Source organism: Serratia sp. LS-1, from assembly GCF_003719595.1.
Taxonomy (GTDB): domain Bacteria; phylum Pseudomonadota; class Gammaproteobacteria; order Enterobacterales; family Enterobacteriaceae; genus Serratia; species Serratia ureilytica.
Genome location: NZ_CP033504.1, coordinates 4,519,040 through 4,536,424 on the forward strand (window position 1 = coordinate 4,519,040; position 17,385 = coordinate 4,536,424).

The 17,385-nt window shown below is 58.4% G+C and carries 14 protein-coding genes; 9 read left to right on the forward strand and 5 right to left on the reverse strand.

Annotation, left to right across the window (positions count from 1 at the left end; translation table 11 throughout):
• Nucleotides 1-222 precede the first annotated feature (222 nt).
• Both EDY99_RS21570 and EDY99_RS21575 read right to left on the reverse strand, forming a co-directional pair.
• Complete coding sequence (locus EDY99_RS21570) at nt 223-675, reverse strand: N-acetyltransferase (protein WP_046688561.1); 453 nt, start codon at nt 673-675, stop codon at nt 223-225.
• Nucleotides 672-1,238 (reverse strand): DNA-3-methyladenine glycosylase I, encoded by a 567-nt coding sequence (locus EDY99_RS21575; protein WP_042783395.1) that lies wholly within the window; start codon nt 1,236-1,238, stop codon nt 672-674. Before EDY99_RS21575 ends, EDY99_RS21570 begins: the two co-directional genes overlap by 4 nt.
• Nucleotides 1,239-1,435: 197 nt before the next feature.
• On the opposite strand from EDY99_RS21575, the gene EDY99_RS21580 reads away from it, so the two are divergent.
• Both EDY99_RS21580 and EDY99_RS21585 read left to right on the forward strand, forming a co-directional pair.
• The gene (locus EDY99_RS21580; RefSeq protein WP_123062054.1) at nt 1,436-3,424 is read left to right on the forward strand and encodes an autotransporter outer membrane beta-barrel domain-containing protein; all 1,989 of its coding nucleotides are present in this window, start codon (nt 1,436-1,438) and stop codon (nt 3,422-3,424) included.
• A 591-nt stretch (nt 3,425-4,015) separates the two neighbouring features.
• Nucleotides 4,016-4,762, forward strand: coding sequence for a LuxR family transcriptional regulator (locus EDY99_RS21585; protein WP_033645125.1), 747 nt, complete (start codon nt 4,016-4,018; stop codon nt 4,760-4,762).
• On the opposite strand, the gene EDY99_RS21590 is transcribed toward EDY99_RS21585, so the two are convergent.
• Entirely contained in the window at nt 4,709-5,383 is a 675-nt protein-coding gene (locus EDY99_RS21590) for an acyl-homoserine-lactone synthase (RefSeq protein ID WP_033645124.1), read from the reverse strand. The genes EDY99_RS21585 and EDY99_RS21590 overlap by 54 nt on opposite strands.
• Nucleotides 5,384-5,857: 474 nt before the next feature.
• Here EDY99_RS21590 and glyQ point away from each other — a divergent pair, with 474 nt between their 5' ends.
• Nucleotides 5,858-6,775, forward strand: a complete 918-nt coding sequence (gene glyQ, locus EDY99_RS21595; RefSeq protein ID WP_004933966.1) for a glycine--tRNA ligase subunit alpha — start codon at nt 5,858-5,860, stop codon at nt 6,773-6,775.
• A gap of 9 nt (nt 6,776-6,784) precedes the next feature.
• Entirely contained in the window at nt 6,785-8,854 is a 2,070-nt protein-coding gene (gene glyS, locus EDY99_RS21600; protein ID WP_033645123.1) for a glycine--tRNA ligase subunit beta, read from the forward strand.
• 40 nt (nt 8,855-8,894) lie between these two features.
• Here the strand turns inward: glyS and EDY99_RS21605 are convergent, their stop codons facing one another.
• Nucleotides 8,895-9,899 (reverse strand): Fic family protein, encoded by a 1,005-nt coding sequence (locus EDY99_RS21605; RefSeq protein ID WP_123062191.1) that lies wholly within the window; start codon nt 9,897-9,899, stop codon nt 8,895-8,897.
• Nucleotides 9,900-10,116: 217 nt separating this feature from the next.
• Between EDY99_RS21605 and EDY99_RS21610 the strand changes: the two genes are divergently transcribed.
• From EDY99_RS21610 to EDY99_RS21625, 4 genes are all read left to right on the forward strand, one after another.
• Nucleotides 10,117-10,836, forward strand: coding sequence for a DUF3053 domain-containing protein (locus tag EDY99_RS21610; protein WP_025304780.1), 720 nt, complete (start codon nt 10,117-10,119; stop codon nt 10,834-10,836).
• A 542-nt stretch (nt 10,837-11,378) separates the two neighbouring features.
• Nucleotides 11,379-13,298: a PTS mannitol transporter subunit IICBA gene (locus tag EDY99_RS21615; RefSeq protein WP_123062055.1), complete on the forward strand. Its 1,920-nt coding sequence runs from the start codon at nt 11,379-11,381 to the stop codon at nt 13,296-13,298.
• Nucleotides 13,299-13,356: 58 nt separating this feature from the next.
• A complete protein-coding gene (locus EDY99_RS21620) occupies nt 13,357-14,502 on the forward strand; it encodes a mannitol-1-phosphate 5-dehydrogenase (protein ID WP_123062056.1) in 1,146 nt (381 codons plus the stop codon).
• Between the two features lie 94 nt (nt 14,503-14,596).
• Nucleotides 14,597-15,148: an MltR family transcriptional regulator gene (locus EDY99_RS21625; RefSeq protein ID WP_016929575.1), complete on the forward strand. Its 552-nt coding sequence runs from the start codon at nt 14,597-14,599 to the stop codon at nt 15,146-15,148.
• On the opposite strand, the gene EDY99_RS21630 is transcribed toward EDY99_RS21625, so the two are convergent.
• Nucleotides 15,145-15,753: a LysE family translocator gene (locus EDY99_RS21630; RefSeq protein ID WP_060660109.1), complete on the reverse strand. Its 609-nt coding sequence runs from the start codon at nt 15,751-15,753 to the stop codon at nt 15,145-15,147. The genes EDY99_RS21625 and EDY99_RS21630 overlap by 4 nt on opposite strands.
• Nucleotides 15,754-15,901: 148 nt before the next feature.
• Here EDY99_RS21630 and EDY99_RS21635 point away from each other — a divergent pair, with 148 nt between their 5' ends.
• Complete coding sequence (locus EDY99_RS21635; RefSeq protein WP_033652304.1) at nt 15,902-17,368, forward strand: PLP-dependent aminotransferase family protein; 1,467 nt, start codon at nt 15,902-15,904, stop codon at nt 17,366-17,368.
• The last annotated feature ends 17 nt before the right edge of the window (nt 17,369-17,385 follow it).

A 17,385-nucleotide genomic window follows, 5' to 3' on the forward strand; every position in this document is an offset into this window, starting at 1 on the left:
CTGTACGCGCCGGCCCAACACGGGGGCGCAAAAAAGTAGGCGACGCAGGTGGGGCCCGCATCACCGCGCTACTATGACGCGTTGGCTCGCCGGCAGTTCCGGAGAAAAACGTGACAAATGATGAGCGCGGGTAAGTGCTGGGGGAGTTATGCGACAAAACGCCGGGCGGCGCCATGCAGCGGATTCCTAATTGCGCGCCGCCAGGGCGCGAATGCGCCTTTTTTAACCGTAACCGGTTGAATTCTCGATTGCCGGCCAGTTCATGATCAGCGTATAGGCCTGGGTTTCGTCGTTAAACAGGCGCTGCGTCACCTGAAAACCGTGCTTGTGGTAAAACGCGCAGGCGCGCAGGTTTTGCTGATAAACCTCCAGGCTGAGCCGGCGGTAGCGCTGCTGCACGTGCGTCATCAGCGCCTGGGCGACGCCGCGGCCGTGATACGCCCGATCGACAAACAGCGCGCCGATGAACTGTTCGTCCAGCACGCTGATAAAGCCGACGATCTCGTTTTCATGCCAGCAGGCCCAGCTCTGCGCGCGCGGCAGGTAATTTTCCCGCACCAGTGCGGCGCTTTCACGCCAGTATTTTTCCGCCACGAACGGATGGGCGGCGATGGTGCTGGGCAGCCACAGCGCCATCAGCCGATCGATATCCGCCGGGCCACAGGGGCGGATCACCGTGGCTTTGGGTAGCACATGCACCCCGTGAGATGATCGTTCACCAGCCCGCTGGCCTGCATGAAGGCGTAACAGATGGTGGAGCCGATAAACTTGAAGCCGCGCTTTTTCAACGCCTTGGACATGGCGTCGGACTGCTCGGTTTTGGCCGGAACCTGGTTCAGCGCCTGCCAGCGGTTGAGCTGTGGCCGGCCGCCGACGAAGTCCCATATGAAGGTGACGAAATTCTCGCCGGCCGCCTCCATCGCCAGATAGGCTTTGGCGTTGGTGATGATGGCTTCTATCTTGCCGCGGTGACGGATGATGCCGCTGTCTTGCAGCAGCCTTTCCACGTCTTGTTCTGTCATGGCGGCGACCCGCTGCGGATCGAAATCATGGAAGGCGCGGCGGTAGTTCTCGCGCTTTTTCAGCACGGTGATCCAGGAAAGACCGGCCTGTTGTCCCTCCAGACACAGCATTTCAAACAGCTCGCGCGCGTCGGTGGTGGGCGTGCCCCATTCCTTGTCGTGATACTCGAGATACAACGGATCGGCCGTCACCCAACCGCAACGTTCGTCTGCCATCCTGAATGTCCTTATGCTGTATTTATGAACAGTAATCATCGCTCGAAGCGGCGAACTTGGCAAGCCTCTGATTGTTTTGTCCGCAGCCCCGCTTGACGTGACGAAAAAGCCGACAATAGTTACTACATGGCCGGTGGAAAACCGGCCAACGATAAAAACGACATTGCCTTCATTTGCAGGCTCTCAGGAGTCGATTCATGCCTCTAAAAATAACATGCATGCCCCGCCCGGCGGCGCTTGCAGTGGCGTTACTTTGCAGTGTGACCCTTCCGGTTCAGGCGTATGACCAACTCTACGTCTTTGGCGACAGCCTGAGCGATACCGGCAACAACGGCCGGTTCACCTATGACGGCAGTCAGCACCTGCTGTACGACGAAGCGTTGGCGCAACGCATCGGCGCGGCGCTGGTGGCCTCGGACAACGGCGGAGAAAACTACGCCGCCGGCGGCGCCGTGGCGGTGCCGGGCCTGAACCCGGTCGACAACACTCAGGATCAGGTGCAGCGCTACCTGAATCGGGTTCATGGCCAGGCCGATGGCGACGGTTTGTATATTCACTGGATCGGCGGTAACGATTTGGCGGCGGCGGCGTTGAACGCCGCTACCGCGCCCGGCGTGGCCTATAACAGCGCCGCGGCCGCCGCCGCGCAGGTGCATTCGCTGCTGAACGCCGGCGCCGGCACGGTGATCGTGCCGACGGTGCCGAACATCGGCTCCACGCCGCAGCTGATGGAACTGATCATTCAGCAGGCGCTGCCGCCGGTACAGGGGGCGGCGATTCAGGCGGCCTATGCCACGCTCAATTCGGTGGCTACCCCGGACAACGCTTCGCGCACGCAGGCGATCCACGCGGCGTTGACCGCCGCGGCGAAGCAGGGCAGCGCGATCCCTCAGGTGCAGCAGGCGATCGCCGCCCAGCTTGTGGCGGCATATGACAGCCTGAGCGCGCAGGCCGCTCAGCTGACCGATTTCTATAATCAAAGCGAAGACCGTTTGCTGGCGCAGGGCGGCGGCAATATCGTGCGGGTGGACGTGAACAAGCTGTTCGCCGAAGCGATCGCCAATCCGGCGCAGTTCGGCTTCGCCAACACGGCCGGCATGGCTTGTCCGGCGGGCGTTTCCTCGGCGGTTTGCCGTTCCGACATGCCTGGCTTCGACGCCGGCCAGTCCTATCTGTTCTCCGACCATTTCCACCCCAGCCCGCAGGCGCACCTGCTGATTGCGGATTATATCCAGGCGGTGTTGGATGGCCCGGCGCAGGTGGTGGCGCTGAATCAGGCGACGGCGGCGATGGCGCGTGACAGCCGCGCCACGCTCGACAGCCGTTTCCAGCAGCTGCGCAACGGCGACAATCCGCAGGGCTCGCTGGGCGTATTCGGCGGCTACGCAGGCCAGCACTATGACTATGCCGATAACCGGGCGGCGGGGGATGGCAACGCCACCACCCACAACCTGACCGTCGGCGTGGACTATCAGCTGACCGACAGCTGGTTGATCGGTGCGTTGATCGCCGGTTCCAACGACGATCAGCATCCTTCCAGCCGCTATGACTACAAGGCGCGTGGGGTGCTGCTGTCGGCCTTCAGTTCGCTGGCCATATTCGAGCAGGGGTGGGTCAATGCCGATCTGCACTATGCGACGATGGATTATGACGACATCCGTCGCAGCATGCGGTTGGGGCCGCTGACGCGCACCGAAACCGGTTCGACCTCCGGCAAGCAGTGGGGGGCGCGCGTGACCGCCGGCTACGACTTCCCTATCGCTGCTTACCTCACCACCGGGCCGGTGGCGCAGTTCGCCTGGGATTACAGCCATGTGTCCGGCTACAGCGAAGACGGTGATGACAGCACCGCCATGCGCTTCAACGATCAAACCTATCATTCGCAGATCGGCGCGTTGGGCTGGCGGTTGGATACGCAATTCGGCGTGTTTAACCCCTATGCGGAAGTGAGTTATCAGCATCAGTTCGGCGATGACGTCTACCGCGCCGGCGGCGGCCTGAAATCGACGCAAACCTCATTTACTCGCGACAGTGCGGGTCAGGACAAAAACTGGGTGGATGTCACGCTGGGGGCCAACATGCCGTTGACGGACAGAGTGTCGGCCTTCGCCACCGTCTCGCAAACCGGCGGCCTGAGCAGCGGCGAGCAGTTTATGTATAACGTCGGCGTCAGCGCGCGCTTCTGAGAACTCTCGGGAGAGGATAGAGCCTGTGACGGCGAGATGGCGAGGCGATGTGGGCGGATGAGACTGTACTTTAGTACAACTATCATTTATCGCTGAAAGTTCTTATCGTTATTGCATAACGATAAAATACAGCGCTACAAAAAAAAACTGATCCTATAAAGGATCAGGTAGCCACTTGGCCAACACCAGGGAAAATTTTGGTTATTATTGTATATCCAAATCTTCACTGTCAATGGCTTTTTCCCTTCATCATCGGATGCGGGGCGTTTTCGCCTGCCTGTCTGGCCCCTCTCATCTTCAACGCGACAGAACGCTTTTGTCAGATGCATGTCATGATGCCGAGTTGTTATGATTTTGTTTTCTTTGTGTTTCTTTGCCGGATAATGCCCTCTGCCGCCCCTTCTTCAGCGACGCGCTTATTTCTCGATTAAATTAATTTCCCCTCCGAAATTATTTTAATTGACTCTTTAAAACGCCTGTTGATTATTAACGCTTCCTATTATGCCTGTCGGTTTAATTTACTTGGCGGCGCAACCGGGTTATACTCTTCTCAGTTTTATAGTGATGTTATTTCTTGAAGAGGATTGGTGAGTGTCTAACTTTTTTTTCAATAATGAAACCATTAATGCCTCTATAAAAGAAGAGTTGGAACGCGGGCTGAGCAAATACAATAATATAAAATATGCCTATGCTATAATGAATAAAAGAAATCCGACTAGCTTTTCAATCATTTCCAATAGGACGGAGTGGTTCGAGTTTTATATCAAAAATAACTATCAGTTTATTGATCCCGTTTTGATTACCGCATCGCATAGAATCACCCCGTTTACCTGGGATAAAGATTTGGAAATTGGCGCAGGATTAAAATTGCCAAAGATTTTTGATATGGCCAAGAACTACAATATTATTAATGGGTATACTTTCGTCTTGCACGATCATCATCATAATCTGGTGGTGTTATCCATTATGTTGGATAAGCATTGTGATGCGGATGTTGAACAGCAGATTGACAATAATAAGGCCGAAATTCAAATGCTGCTGATTACCATGCACGGAAAAATGACGGCGCTCTACCAGGAAATGAGCACGCCTGCTGACTTTGAAAAAATGAACCAGCGGGAGTTTTTCTCCAAGCGTGAAAATGAGATCATCTACTGGGCGAGCTTAGGTAAATCCTATCAAGAAATTGCCCTTATCCTGGGAATAAAACTCACCACCGTAAAATATCACATCGGCAACGCCGTCAAAAAGCTTGGCGTCACCAATGCCAAACATGCCATCAGGTTAGGTGTGGAGCTGCAGCTCATCCGGCCGCTTCTCGCTGACTCGGAAGGATAATGGCCAGGAATCCAACGGGTTATCCCACTTTGTGGCGTGTTGGTTGATGCGCGCCAGCAATCTGTTCCGGTTGACATCGTCTATCGGCAGATAGATCAGATAAATATTTTTATTCTTTTCGGAGCATCCGGTTTTTACCACCGAGATATGCCAGCCGGAGCGTTGGAAAATAATGCGCATCGGGTGACTGATAATGGCGTATATGCCTTCGTAGCCGCAGCTTCTTGCATAGTTTATCATCGACAGGAAAAGCATGGTGCTAATTGGCGCTTGATGGAGTTGAAGTGCTTGAATGCGCGCCTTGTCTATAAATAATCTGCTGGCTTCAACGTAATTCCCTTCGGGGAGTTTTATATCGTTAAAGTAATTGTCGAATACGCCATCGCTGATCATGTTTGGGTATTTCGTTTCGATAAATCGCAAGCTGCAAATGACGTGATCTTGGTAGGTGCCGAAAATATAGGTGGCGTGACGGTTGTCGTATTCGTCAAACTCCATGTTATTTTCGCAATTAACGAGCCAGTCTAAACGGTCTTTAAACGTTTTTTTTCTTAAAGAGAATAGTTCTTTCGATCTGTTATCTGGCAGCAAATTATAGTCTACGTCAAAGAGCTCTATCATTTTCAATCTTTTTCCTAAGCGACTTAAATGGCTTTTTAGCTGCGGCTGTTATTTGTTCTTGTTATACTACCAGAGTCACTATGGCAAGTAAATTTCAGTCGATGCCGCGTCGGTAAGAATAAAGTAAATATATAACACTGAGTTATGTTTTTTTTCATTCCATTCACTTATTTGAATATTGTTCAACACGCCTGTTGTTTGTCGAAGAAGCCTCAAGCTGCCGGTAGTGGAAGCATGCGGGGGATGAATCGGCGTTTCTCTAAAGCCAGCCGATACCCGAGCCTGCGAAAGCGGTGCGGTACCTCGCCTTCTGCGGCGCCGATGCTGCCGACGGTTTTCTTGGCCGACGGGTGAAAATCCAGCGCTTCTTGCCCCGATTCGCACTTGTTGCCGGATTCTGGCTGTATATCTTACGGTCAAAGGGTATACTGGCGCATTCCATATAAATCCACTTGTATCGCGTGCGAATTCAACATGCAAAAGTTTGATACCAAGACCTTCCAGGGCCTGATCCTGACACTGCAGGATTATTGGGCGCGCCAGGGCTGCACCATCGTTCAACCATTGGACATGGAAGTCGGCGCGGGAACCTCACACCCGATGACGTGCCTGCGCGCACTGGGGCCGGAGCCGATGGCCGCCGCTTATGTGCAGCCATCCCGTCGCCCGACCGACGGCCGCTACGGCGAAAACCCGAACCGTCTGCAGCACTACTATCAGTTCCAGGTGGTGATTAAGCCATCGCCGGACAACATTCAGGAACTCTACCTGGGCTCGCTGAAAGAGCTGGGTCTGGATCCGACTATCCACGACATCCGCTTCGTGGAAGACAACTGGGAAAACCCGACGCTCGGCGCCTGGGGCCTGGGTTGGGAAGTGTGGCTGAACGGCATGGAAGTGACGCAGTTCACCTACTTCCAGCAGGTCGGCGGCCTGGAGTGCAAGCCGGTGACCGGCGAGATCACCTATGGCCTGGAGCGTCTGGCGATGTATATCCAGGGCGTGGACAGCGTGTACGATCTGGTGTGGAGCAACGGCCCGCTGGGCGTCACCACCTACGGCGACGTGTTCCATCAGAACGAAGTGGAGCAGTCCACCTACAACTTCGAATACGCCGACGTCGACTTCCTGTTCTCCTGCTTCGAGCAGTACGAGAAAGAAGCCCAATCGCTGCTGGCGTTGGAAAAACCGCTGCCGCTGCCGGCCTACGAACGCATCCTGAAGGCGGGCCATACCTTCAACCTGCTGGACGCGCGCAAGGCGATTTCGGTGACCGAGCGTCAACGCTACATTCTGCGCATCCGCACGCTGACCAAAGCCGTTGCCGAAGCCTACTACGCTTCCCGCGAAGCGCTGGGCTTCCCGATGTGCAACAAGAAGAACGAGAACTAAGAGGCAGCCATGACTCAACAGACTTTCCTGGTGGAAATCGGCACGGAAGAGCTGCCGCCGAAGGCTCTTCGTTCCCTGGCGGAATCTTTCGCCGCCAACTTCACCGCCGAGCTGGACAACGCCGGCCTGGAGCACGGTGACGTGAGCTGGTTCGCCGCACCGCGCCGCCTGGCGCTGAAAGTGGCCAACCTGAGCGCGGCGCAGGCCGATCGCGAAATTGAAAAACGCGGCCCGGCGATCGCTCAGGCGTTCGACGCCGAAGGCAAACCGAGCAAAGCGGCCGAAGGCTGGGCGCGCGGCTGCGGCATCACCGTCGATCAGGCGGAGCGCCTGGTGACCGACAAGGGCGAGTGGTTGATGTACCGCGCCCATGTCAAAGGCCAGTCGGCGCAACAACTGCTGGCCGGCATGGTCAGCACCGCGCTCGGCAAGCTGCCGATCCCGAAACTGATGCGCTGGGGCGATTCCGACGTGCAGTTCGTGCGTCCGGTGCACACCGTCACGATGCTGCTGGGCGCCGATCTGATCCCGGGCACCGTGCTGGGCATCGAATCCGCGCGCACCGTGCGCGGCCACCGCTTCATGGGCGAAGCCGAGTTCACCCTCGACAATGCCGACCAATATCCGCAGATCCTGCTGGAGCGCGGCAAAGTGGTCGCTGACTACGAAGCGCGCAAAGCCCTTATCAAACGCGACGCCGAACTGGCGGCGCAGAAGATCGGCGGCAAGGCCGATCTGAGCGACAGCCTGCTGGAAGAAGTGGCCTCGCTGGTGGAATGGCCGGTGGTGCTGACCGCCAAATTCGAAGAGAAATTCCTGGCGGTGCCGGCGGAAGCGCTGGTGTACACCATGAAGGGCGACCAGAAGTATTTCCCGGTGTACGACGCCGCAGGCAAACTGCTGCCTAACTTTATCTTCGTGGCCAACATCGAGTCGAAAGACCCGCAGCAGATCATCTCCGGCAACGAGAAGGTGGTGCGTCCGCGTTTGGCCGACGCCGAGTTCTTCTTCAACACCGACCGCAAAAAACGTCTGGAAGACAACCTGCCGCGCCTGGAAACCGTGCTGTTCCAACAGCAGCTGGGCACCCTGCGCGACAAAACCGATCGCATCCAGGCGCTGGCGGGCTGGGTTGCCGGCCAGATTGGCGCCGACGTCAACCACGCCACCCGTGCTGGCCTGTTGTCGAAGTGTGACCTGATGACCAACATGGTGTTCGAATTCACCGACACCCAGGGCGTGATGGGCATGCACTATGCGCGCCACGACGGTGAGGCGGAAGATGTCGCCGTTGCCCTGAACGAGCAGTATCAGCCGCGCTACGCCGGTGATGCGCTGCCGCAGTCGCTGGTGGCCTGCTCGCTGGCGATCGCCGACAAGATGGACACCCTGGCCGGCATCTTCGGCATCGGGCAGCATCCGAAGGGCGATAAAGACCCGTTCGCGCTGCGCCGCGCCGCGCTGGGCGTGTTGCGCATCATCGTCGAGAAAAACCTGCCATTGGATCTGCAGACTCTGACCGAAGAGGCCGTGCGCCTGTACGGCAGCAAGTTGACCAATGCCAAGGTGGTCGACGACGTGGTGGAATTCATGCTGGGTCGTTTCCGCGCCTGGTATCAGGAAGAAGGCCACGCGGTCGATACCATTCAGGCGGTGCTGGCGCGCCGTCCGACCAAACCGGCCGACTTCGACGCGCGCGTCAAGGCGGTATCCCATTTCCGCACGCTGGACGAGGCGGCGGCATTGGCTGCGGCCAACAAACGCGTCTCCAACATTCTGGCCAAGTCTACCGAAACGCTGAACGACAGCGTGCGCGCCTCGGTGCTGAAGGATGCGGCGGAGATCCAGCTGGCGACTCACCTGGTGGTGCTGCGCGACAAGCTGCAGCCGTACTTCGCGGCGGGCAACTACCAGGAAGCGCTGGTGGAACTGGCCGCGCTGCGTGAGCCGGTGGATGCGTTCTTCGACAACGTGATGGTAATGGCGGACGATGCGGAAGTGCGCGTTAACCGTCTGACGCTGCTGAGCAAACTGCGTGAGCTGTTCCTGCAGGTGGCGGATATCTCCGTGCTGCAGTAAGCGATTCTCTGCTGTGAAAAGGCGCCTGCGGGCGCCTTTTTTATGGTTGGCGTAACAGTCTGATACCGGCAGCGGTCAAGCGATAGCGTTGTAAACGGCTCTTGGGTTTATCCGGTAGCGTCATTTCAATCCAACCCGCATTCAAGGCCGGCTGTAGATAGCGCTCGCGGAAAGATTTTCGATCTTGCAACTGTAGAACATTCTGAAGCGTTTCTCGCGACATCTCCCCTTGCAGCGCCGCTAGCAAGTCAGCGACTTGGGGGGTGACTTGGGGGGTGACTTGGGGGGTAATGCTCAGCTCAAGCGCTTTTAGAATCATTTCCAGCATGAATTCAACGAAGGGTGAGCAATCGGTCTTTTGGTTGCTGGCATTCAGCGCCTGGTAATATCCGGGCTGGTTATCATGTACCAGGCTCTCAACCGGCACGTTGGCGAACAACGGATCCCAGCGTGACAAAATCAGCGTTTGCCACAACCGTCCCATACGGCCGTTTCCATCGGCAAAGGGATGGATAAATTCGAATTCATAGTGAAATACACAGCTGCCGATCAGCGGTGGCAGGTCGGTTTGTTGCAGCCAGATGAGCAATTGACGGATTAGCAACGGTACGCGTTCCGCCGGTGGAGCCATATGGATCACAACATTGCCGTTCATCACGCCGACGCCGCTTTGACGATAGCGGCCGGCATCAGGCAGTAAGCTGTTCATCAACATCCCATGTGCGGCAAGCAGATCGCGTTCATTTTCGGGATGCCAATGATTCAGGTTGGTATAGCAATGGATGGCATTCATCGCTTCCTGAACGTCACGCGGAGGGGCGATGACGCGCTTACCTGCGATGATAGCGGTGATCTGCTCTTCGCTCAGGGTATTGCCTTCGATCGCCAACGAACCTTGAATAGTGCGGATCCGATTGATGCGCCTTAGCCGCAATGCATGCTCTTGTTCCGCTTGTATCGTCAAACGGGCCAATGCGGCGCCGACGTCTGTCGCCAGATGCAGAATGGAGGGCGTGATGGTCAACGGTGGCTGATAAGAGGACATGAGCAAGTTGGCCCGACGATAAACGTTGGAAAAGTGTACCATGCGTGCGTGGCACGTGCAGTACGCCGTTTTCAACCGCCCGGCTGAGACAATGTTCACCGCAAGCGGAATCGCGTATCGGAACGCCGCCAGTTGATCTATTCTTATAGGCGCACGGAGTGCGGAAAAAGGGGCGGAGTCCAATGAAAAAGCAGGTTTATAACAGGAGTTATGTCACATGGCGGTAGGGATCCAGAGCAGAGGTTTCGCGCGTTGGTTGGCACCGGTATTGGCATTGTTGGTGGTCATGCAATTGACCGCCTGCGGCGATAAAGAGCCGGAACAGCGCAAAGCATTTATCGATTACTTACAGAATACCGTGATGCGCAGCGGGGCGAACATCCCCACGCTGAGCGAAGACCAGAAACAGAAGTTCGGCAACTATGCCGGTGATTACGCGATATTGGTCGGCTTTTCGCAGCAGTTGTCTAAATCGGTCGGCGCCAGCCTGACGCCGGCGCTGGATCAGATTAACCAGATCCGCACCGCGCAGGACTACCTGAACAAACGCGACGCGCTGCAGCAATCGGTCGGGGCGTTGAACCTGTTGGGCCAGCAGATCCAGTCGGCCAAATCGCAGGCGGATACTGCCCACGCGGCGCTGAAGCAGCCTGACGATCTGAAGGCGGTGTACAACCAGGCCTATGACAAGATCGTCACCGCCCCGGCCAACGCCTTGATGCCGGCGATCCCGACTACCGCCAGCTTTGTGCAGGATCTGGTGCAGGTCGGCGACTTCCTGCAGAGCCAGGGCAATCAGGTCAGCTTCAACAACAACGGCGTGCAGTTCCGCACTGCGCAGCAGGTGGCGCAATACAACACCATGATGTCGAATCTGGTGGCTAAGCAGCAGAACCTGATGAATGCGCAGAAAACCATTCAAAGCGTGACGCAATAATAACGCGTCCAGGCGCGAAACAGGCCGGCATTGCCGGCCTGTTTTATTTCCCCTCAGCGTTTCCAATCGCTTGCTGGCTTATTGCGCAGGCTTCTGTACTACACTTCAATTAATCCATTCATTAGGCAATGTAGTTTTCTTTCATTCATCACTTCGCTAGTTCCCGGCGGGATGAGTGCTCACAGGGAAGATCAAACAGAGCGTTGCGATCGGCGCTGCAGCTAAAAATAAATTGTGACTAATGTCACAATTCAAAAACAAAACGCCAATTTAAAAATGTGATCATAGTCACTTTATTGGGGGTTTTGTGGCGACTTTTTTCTCACTGTGCTTTTTTTACACGCCATAAATGTGATCTTAGTCACTATAAAGGGTGGTTTGTTGGGGTGTTGTGTGTGATTTGTATCACAAAAAATCCGTGAAGTTCGCGTGACAAAAACAGCGTGATAGAGTCCGTTTCGCATACAGCGGCAACACGGCTGGATCGTCACAACAATAATCACGCGCTCTATTGTCAGCGCGTAACAATAGGGGTGTGTTTTATGTTTTCACCAGACATCAAGGTTAAAGTGCAAAACTTTGGCCGCTTCCTGAGCAACATGGTGATGCCCAACATCGGCGCCTTTATCGCCTGGGGGATTATCACCGCGCTATTCATTCCAACCGGCTGGCTGCCGAATGAGACCTTGGCTAAGCTGGTAGGCCCGATGATCACCTACCTGCTGCCGCTGCTGATCGGCTACACCGGCGGGCGGCTGGTGGGCGGCGATCGCGGCGGCGTGGTCGGCGCCATCACCACCATGGGCGTCATCGTCGGCGCCGACATGCCGATGTTCCTCGGCGCGATGATCGCCGGCCCGCTGGGCGGTTGGGCCATCAAGCATTTCGATCGCTGGGTGGACGGCAAGATCAAAAGCGGCTTTGAAATGCTGGTGAACAACTTCTCCGCCGGCATCATCGGCATGCTGCTGGCGATCCTGGCCTTCCTGGGCATCGGGCCGCTGGTGGAGGTGCTTTCCAAGCTGCTGGCGGCGGGCGTGCACGTGATGGTGACGAACAACCTGCTGCCATTGGCGTCCATCTTCGTTGAACCGGCGAAAATCCTGTTCCTGAACAACGCCATCAACCACGGCATCTTCTCGCCGCTGGGTATTCAGCAGGCCACGGAAGCCGGCAAATCGGTGTTCTTCCTGATAGAAGCCAACCCAGGTCCGGGCATGGGCGTGCTGATGGCCTACATGTTCTTTGGCCGCGGCAGCGCCAAGCAATCCGCCGGCGGTGCGGCGATCATTCACTTCCTGGGCGGCATCCACGAAATCTACTTCCCCTACGTGCTGATGAACCCACGCTTGCTGCTGGCGGTGATCCTGGGCGGCATGACCGGCGTCTTTACCCTGACGATGCTGAACGGCGGCCTGGTTTCTCCGGCTTCCCCGGGTTCGATTTTGGCGGTGCTGGCGATGACGCCGAAAGGCGCTTACTTCGCCAACATTGCGGCGGTATGCGCAGCCTTCGCCGTCTCCTTCGTGGTATCCGCTTTCCTGCTGAAAACCTCCAAGGTGAAAGAGGATGACGATCTGGAAGCCGCGACCCGTCGCATGCAAGAGATGAAATCGCAGTCCAAAGGCGGCGCGGCGGTGCCGGCATCGGTCGACGGCGATCTGAGCACCGTGCGCAAAATCATCGTCGCCTGCGATGCGGGCATGGGTTCCAGCGCCATGGGCGCCGGGGTGCTGCGCAAGAAAGTGGCCGACGCCGGGCTGAAGAACATCTCGGTGACCAACAGCGCCATCAATAGCCTGCCGGACGACGTGGATCTGGTGATCACCCACCGCGATCTGACCGAGCGCGCGATGCGCCACGCGCCGCAGGCCCAGCACATCTCGCTGACCAACTTCCTCGACAGCAAGCTGTACAGCGATCTGGTCGAGCGTTTGGTGGCGGTCAACAAAACCACCGACAACCAGCAGAAGGTGCTGGGCGCGCTGGACGACAGCTTTGAAGCCGGGGAACCGAACCTGTTCAAGCTGAGCGAGAGCAACGTGTTCCTCAACCTGCAGGCCAGCGACAAAGAGCAGGCGATCCGCTTCGCCGGCGAGCAGCTGGTGAAGGGCGGCTACGTCGAGGCGGAATACGTGCCGGCGATGCTGGAGCGCGAAAAGCTCACCTCCACTTACCTGGGCGAATCGATCGCCGTGCCGCACGGCACCATCGAGGCCAAAGACCGGGTGCTGAGCACCGGCGTGGTGTTCTGTCAGTACCCACAGGGCGTGCGCTTCGGCGATGAAGAGGATGAAGTGGCCCGTCTGGTGATCGGCATCGCCGCGCGCAACAACGAGCATATTCAGGTGATCACCAGCCTGACCAACGCGCTGGATGACGAGAGCGTGATCGAGCGGCTGGCGAATACCACCAGCGTTCAGGAAGTGCTGGACCTGCTCGGCGGCAAAAAAGCCGGATAACGGAATCATTTTAAAGGGTGCAGCTTGCTGCACCCTTCGACATTAAGAAGGTAGAGTTATGAAAGCATTACATTTTGGCGCAGGGAATATCGGCCGTGGTTTTATCGGCAAGCTGCTGGCGGACGCGGGGGTTGAGGTGACCTTCGCCGACGTCAATCAAACGGTGCTGGATCTGCTGAACAGCCGAAAAAGCTACTCGGTGCACGTGGTGGGCGAGCAAGAGCGCGTGGAGCGCGTCAACAACGTCAGCGCCGTCAACAGCGGCAGCGAGGCCGCGGCGGCGCTGATCGCCAAGGCGGATCTGGTGACCACCGCCGTGGGTCCGCAAATTCTCGCCAAAATCGCCGGCACGATCGCCAAAGGGCTGGTGCTGCGCCATCAGCAGGGCAATGTGCAGCCGCTGAACATCATCGCCTGCGAGAACATGGTGCGCGGCACCAGCCAGCTGAAGCAGCACGTGTTCGCCGCGCTGCCGCAGGACGAGCAGGCATGGGTTGAACAGCACGTCGGCTTCGTCGATTCGGCGGTCGACCGCATTGTGCCGCCGGCGGACAGTAGCGATCCGCTGGAAGTGACGGTGGAAACCTTCAGCGAATGGATCGTCGATCAGACGCAGTTTAAAGGCCAGCCTCCGGCGATCGCCGGCATGGAACTGACCGACAACCTGATGGCGTTCGTCGAGCGCAAGCTGTTCACCCTCAACACCGGCCACGCCATCACCGCCTACCTCGGCCAACGGGCCGGGCTGCAAACCATTCGCGACGCCATTCTCGACCCGGCGATCCGCCGCGTGGTGAAAGGGGCGATGGAAGAGAGCGGCGCGGTGCTGATCAAGCGTTACGGCTTCGACGCCGACAAGCATGCCGCCTACATCAACAAAATCCTCAGCCGCTTTGAAAATCCGTATCTGCACGACGACGTCGAGCGCGTAGGGCGCCAGCCGCTGCGTAAACTGAGCGCCGGCGATCGCCTGATCAAACCGCTGCTGGGCACGCTGGAATACGGCCTGCCGCATGCCAATCTGATCCAGGGCATCGCCGCCGCCATGAGCTACCGCAGCGAACAGGATCCGCAGGCGCAGGAACTGGCGGAACTGCTGAACACGCTCGGGCCGAAAGCCGCGCTGGCGCAAATTTCCGGCCTGCCGGCGGAAAGCGAGGTTGTAGAAGAGGCCGTTGCTGTGTATAACGCCATGCACAAGTAGAATCGTGATGATGAACACCCGAGCGCAGCTTGCTGCGCTCCTGGAACCCGAGTTCGGCATCGACGGCCCTCCCCACGCCTTTCGAAAAGCGACGATGGAAGAAGCACAGGCATTTGAAAACCAGGTTCTGGAAAAGCTGAACGCGGGCAAAACGGTGCGCAGCTTCCTGATCGCGGCGGTAGAGCTGCTGGCGGAAGCGCTCAACGTGCTGGTGGTGCAGGTATTCCGCAAGGACGACTATGCGGTGAAATACGCCGTCGAACCGCTATTGTCCGGCAGCGGCCCGCTGGGGGAGCTGTCGGTACGCCTGAAGCTGATGTACGGGCTGGGGGTGATCTCCCGCCACGAATATGAAGACGCCGAACTGCTGATGGCGATGCGCGAAGAGCTGAACCACGACGGTTCGGAATACCGCTTCGTTGACGACGAAATCCTCGGGCCGTTCGGCGAGCTGCACTGCGTGGCCGCGCTGCCGCCGGTGCCGACCTTCCTGCAGCCGGGCGAGGCGGATGAAGCGCTGATCGCCATGCAGCGCCAGCGCTATCAGCAGATGGTGCGCTCCACCATGGTGCTGTCCATTACCGACCTGATCGCCGGCATCGGCGCCAAACAACCTTCCCGACTCTCTCCTCTCGGCCGCGGCTAAGCGAAGGCCGCGCGCCATTCGTCGAACAGCAACCACAGCGCGGTGGCGGCCATCAGCCCGGACATCACGCCGTTGAAGGCGCGCAGTTTCCAGGTGACCCGCAGCGCGTTGCGCAACCGGTCGCCCAACACCGCCCACAGCAGCACGCACGGCAAGTTCAGCAGCGCGAAACCGGCGATGATAGACAGCGTATGGACGAAAGTGGCGCCTTCGCGCGGGGTGAACAGGATCGCCACGTTGATCACCATCAGCCAGGCCTTGGGGTTGATTGCCTGAAACAGCGCGCCGCTGAGCAGGCTCATCGGCTGCGCCTGTTCTTTGGCGTCCGGCGAGGCCGCCTGAAACAGCTTCCATGACAGCCACAGCAGATAGGCGCAGCCGATCACCGCCAGCGGCAGGCGGATGACGCCGGCCCAGCTCAGCGCCAGCGCCAGCAGCGGGATAATGATCGCCAGCTGTACCGCACAACCGACGCAGATGCCGAACAGCATCGGCAGGGTGCGGCGCAGGCCGAAGTTAACGCCCGACGAGGCCAGCAGCAGGTTGTTGGGGCCGGGAGTGATCGACATGACGGTGACGTAGCTGACAAAGGCGGAGTCCAGCATGGCAGGTTCCTTGAACGTGAAAATGACGGTAATAACGAGAGGATCAGCATAATCGCTGCGATGGGATGGTGACAGAATCACAAATCGGATATTGTCATGGTTACAGTTGTATGAAATGTAAACTGTACCCATTACCTGGAGAGAAACTGTGACCTTGCTCGATGAAACCCCGGATACCCGTTACCTGCAGCTGGCGGATACGCTGGCCGAAGCCATTCGCCGCGGCACGCTGCAGCCCGGCGACCGCTTGCCTTCGGTGCGGCGCTGTGCGCAAACCCATCGGGTCAGCATCAATACCGTGGTGTCGGCTTACCGCACGCTGGAGGATCGCGGGCTGATCGAAGCGCGGCCGCAGTCGGGGTTTTATGTCCGCAGCACGCTGCCGGCGCTGAAGATGGCCTCGGCGCCCAGCGGCCGCATCGAGCCGCCGGCGGACGACGTGCTGGCGTTGATCGATACGGTGTTCGCCGCCCAGCAGAACCCGGCCTTCACCAACATTGCGCTGGCCTGCCCGCAGACCAGCGATTTCTATCCCGGCGGCAAACTGGGGCGCATGCTGTCTTCCCAACTGCGCCGCCAGCCGGGTCTGATCGGACAATATCCGTTGCCGCCCGGCAGCCTGCGGCTGCGTCAGCAGATCGCCCGCCGCTCAATGACGCTCGGCATGCTGTTGGAGCCGGGCGACGTGGTGTTGACCCATGGCTGCATGGAGGCGCTGCAGCTGGCGCTGCGCGTCACCACCAAACCGGGCGACTGTGTCGGGCTGGAGTCACCGACCTACTTTTATCTGCTGCCGCTGCTGGCCAGCCTGGGGCTGAAAGCGCTGGAAATCCCTACCGATCCCCAGCTGGGGCTGTCGCTGGACGCGCTGGAGCTGCTGCTGAACGAGAAGCGGCTGAATGCGGTGATCGCCATGCCGACGGTGCAAAACCCGCTGGGTTGCACCATGCCGCTGGCGGCGAAAAAGCGGCTGGCGCGGCTGATGAACGATCATCAGGTGCCGTTGATTGAAGATGGGCTGTATGCCGAGATCCAGTTCGGCGGCGCGCTGTCGCCGGCGGTGAAGGCGTTCGATCGCGACGGCTGGGTGCTGTTTTGCTCCAGCTTCACCAAAACGCTGGCGCCGGATTTTCGCGTCGGCTGGATCTGCGGCGGCCGTTTTCACGAGGCGTTGCGCAAGCTGAAGGCGGTGTCGTCGATGTCCGAGTCGCAGCTGCTGTCGGAAACGCTGGCGACCTTCCTGGAGAGCGGCGGCTACGATCACCATTTGCGCAACCTGCGCAAGCGCTATGCGGCGCAGGTCGACGAGGCGAGGGCGCTGATCGCCCGGCATTTCCCGCGCGGCACGCTGGCCACGCAGCCGGCGGGCGGCTTCGTGTTCTGGGTCGAATTCCCTCCCGGCGTGGACAGCGTGGCGCTGTTCCATCAGCTGCTGGAGGAGCAGATCTGTTTGACGCCGGGCACCCTGTATTCCCCGAGCGGGCGCTACCGCAACGCGCTGCGGCTCTCCTGCTGCTACCCGTTCAACGCGCGCTACACCCAGGCGCTGGCTCGGCTCGGCGCCAGGGCCTGCGAGATGAGCGGCCTGCCGCCCGGCATTGCGCAGGACGGGTAACGGCGCGCGCCTTTTGC

Coding starts and splice junctions, on each gene's coding strand:
- EDY99_RS21630 (WP_060660109.1), bottom strand. CDS start 15,753: ATGCTGGACTCCGCCTTTGTCAGCTACGTCACCGTCATGTCGATCACT.
- glyQ (WP_004933966.1), top strand. CDS start 5,858: ATGCAAAAGTTTGATACCAAGACCTTCCAGGGCCTGATCCTGACACTG.
- glyS (WP_033645123.1), top strand. CDS start 6,785: ATGACTCAACAGACTTTCCTGGTGGAAATCGGCACGGAAGAGCTGCCG.
- EDY99_RS21590 (WP_033645124.1), bottom strand. CDS start 5,383: ATGATAGAGCTCTTTGACGTAGACTATAATTTGCTGCCAGATAACAGA.
- EDY99_RS21610 (WP_025304780.1), top strand. CDS start 10,117: ATGGCGGTAGGGATCCAGAGCAGAGGTTTCGCGCGTTGGTTGGCACCG.
- EDY99_RS21615 (WP_123062055.1), top strand. CDS start 11,379: ATGTTTTCACCAGACATCAAGGTTAAAGTGCAAAACTTTGGCCGCTTC.
- EDY99_RS21575 (WP_042783395.1), bottom strand. CDS start 1,238: ATGGCAGACGAACGTTGCGGTTGGGTGACGGCCGATCCGTTGTATCTC.
- EDY99_RS21620 (WP_123062056.1), top strand. CDS start 13,357: ATGAAAGCATTACATTTTGGCGCAGGGAATATCGGCCGTGGTTTTATC.
- EDY99_RS21580 (WP_123062054.1), top strand. CDS start 1,436: ATGCCTCTAAAAATAACATGCATGCCCCGCCCGGCGGCGCTTGCAGTG.
- EDY99_RS21625 (WP_016929575.1), top strand. CDS start 14,597: ATGGAAGAAGCACAGGCATTTGAAAACCAGGTTCTGGAAAAGCTGAAC.
- EDY99_RS21605 (WP_123062191.1), bottom strand. CDS start 9,899: ATGTCCTCTTATCAGCCACCGTTGACCATCACGCCCTCCATTCTGCAT.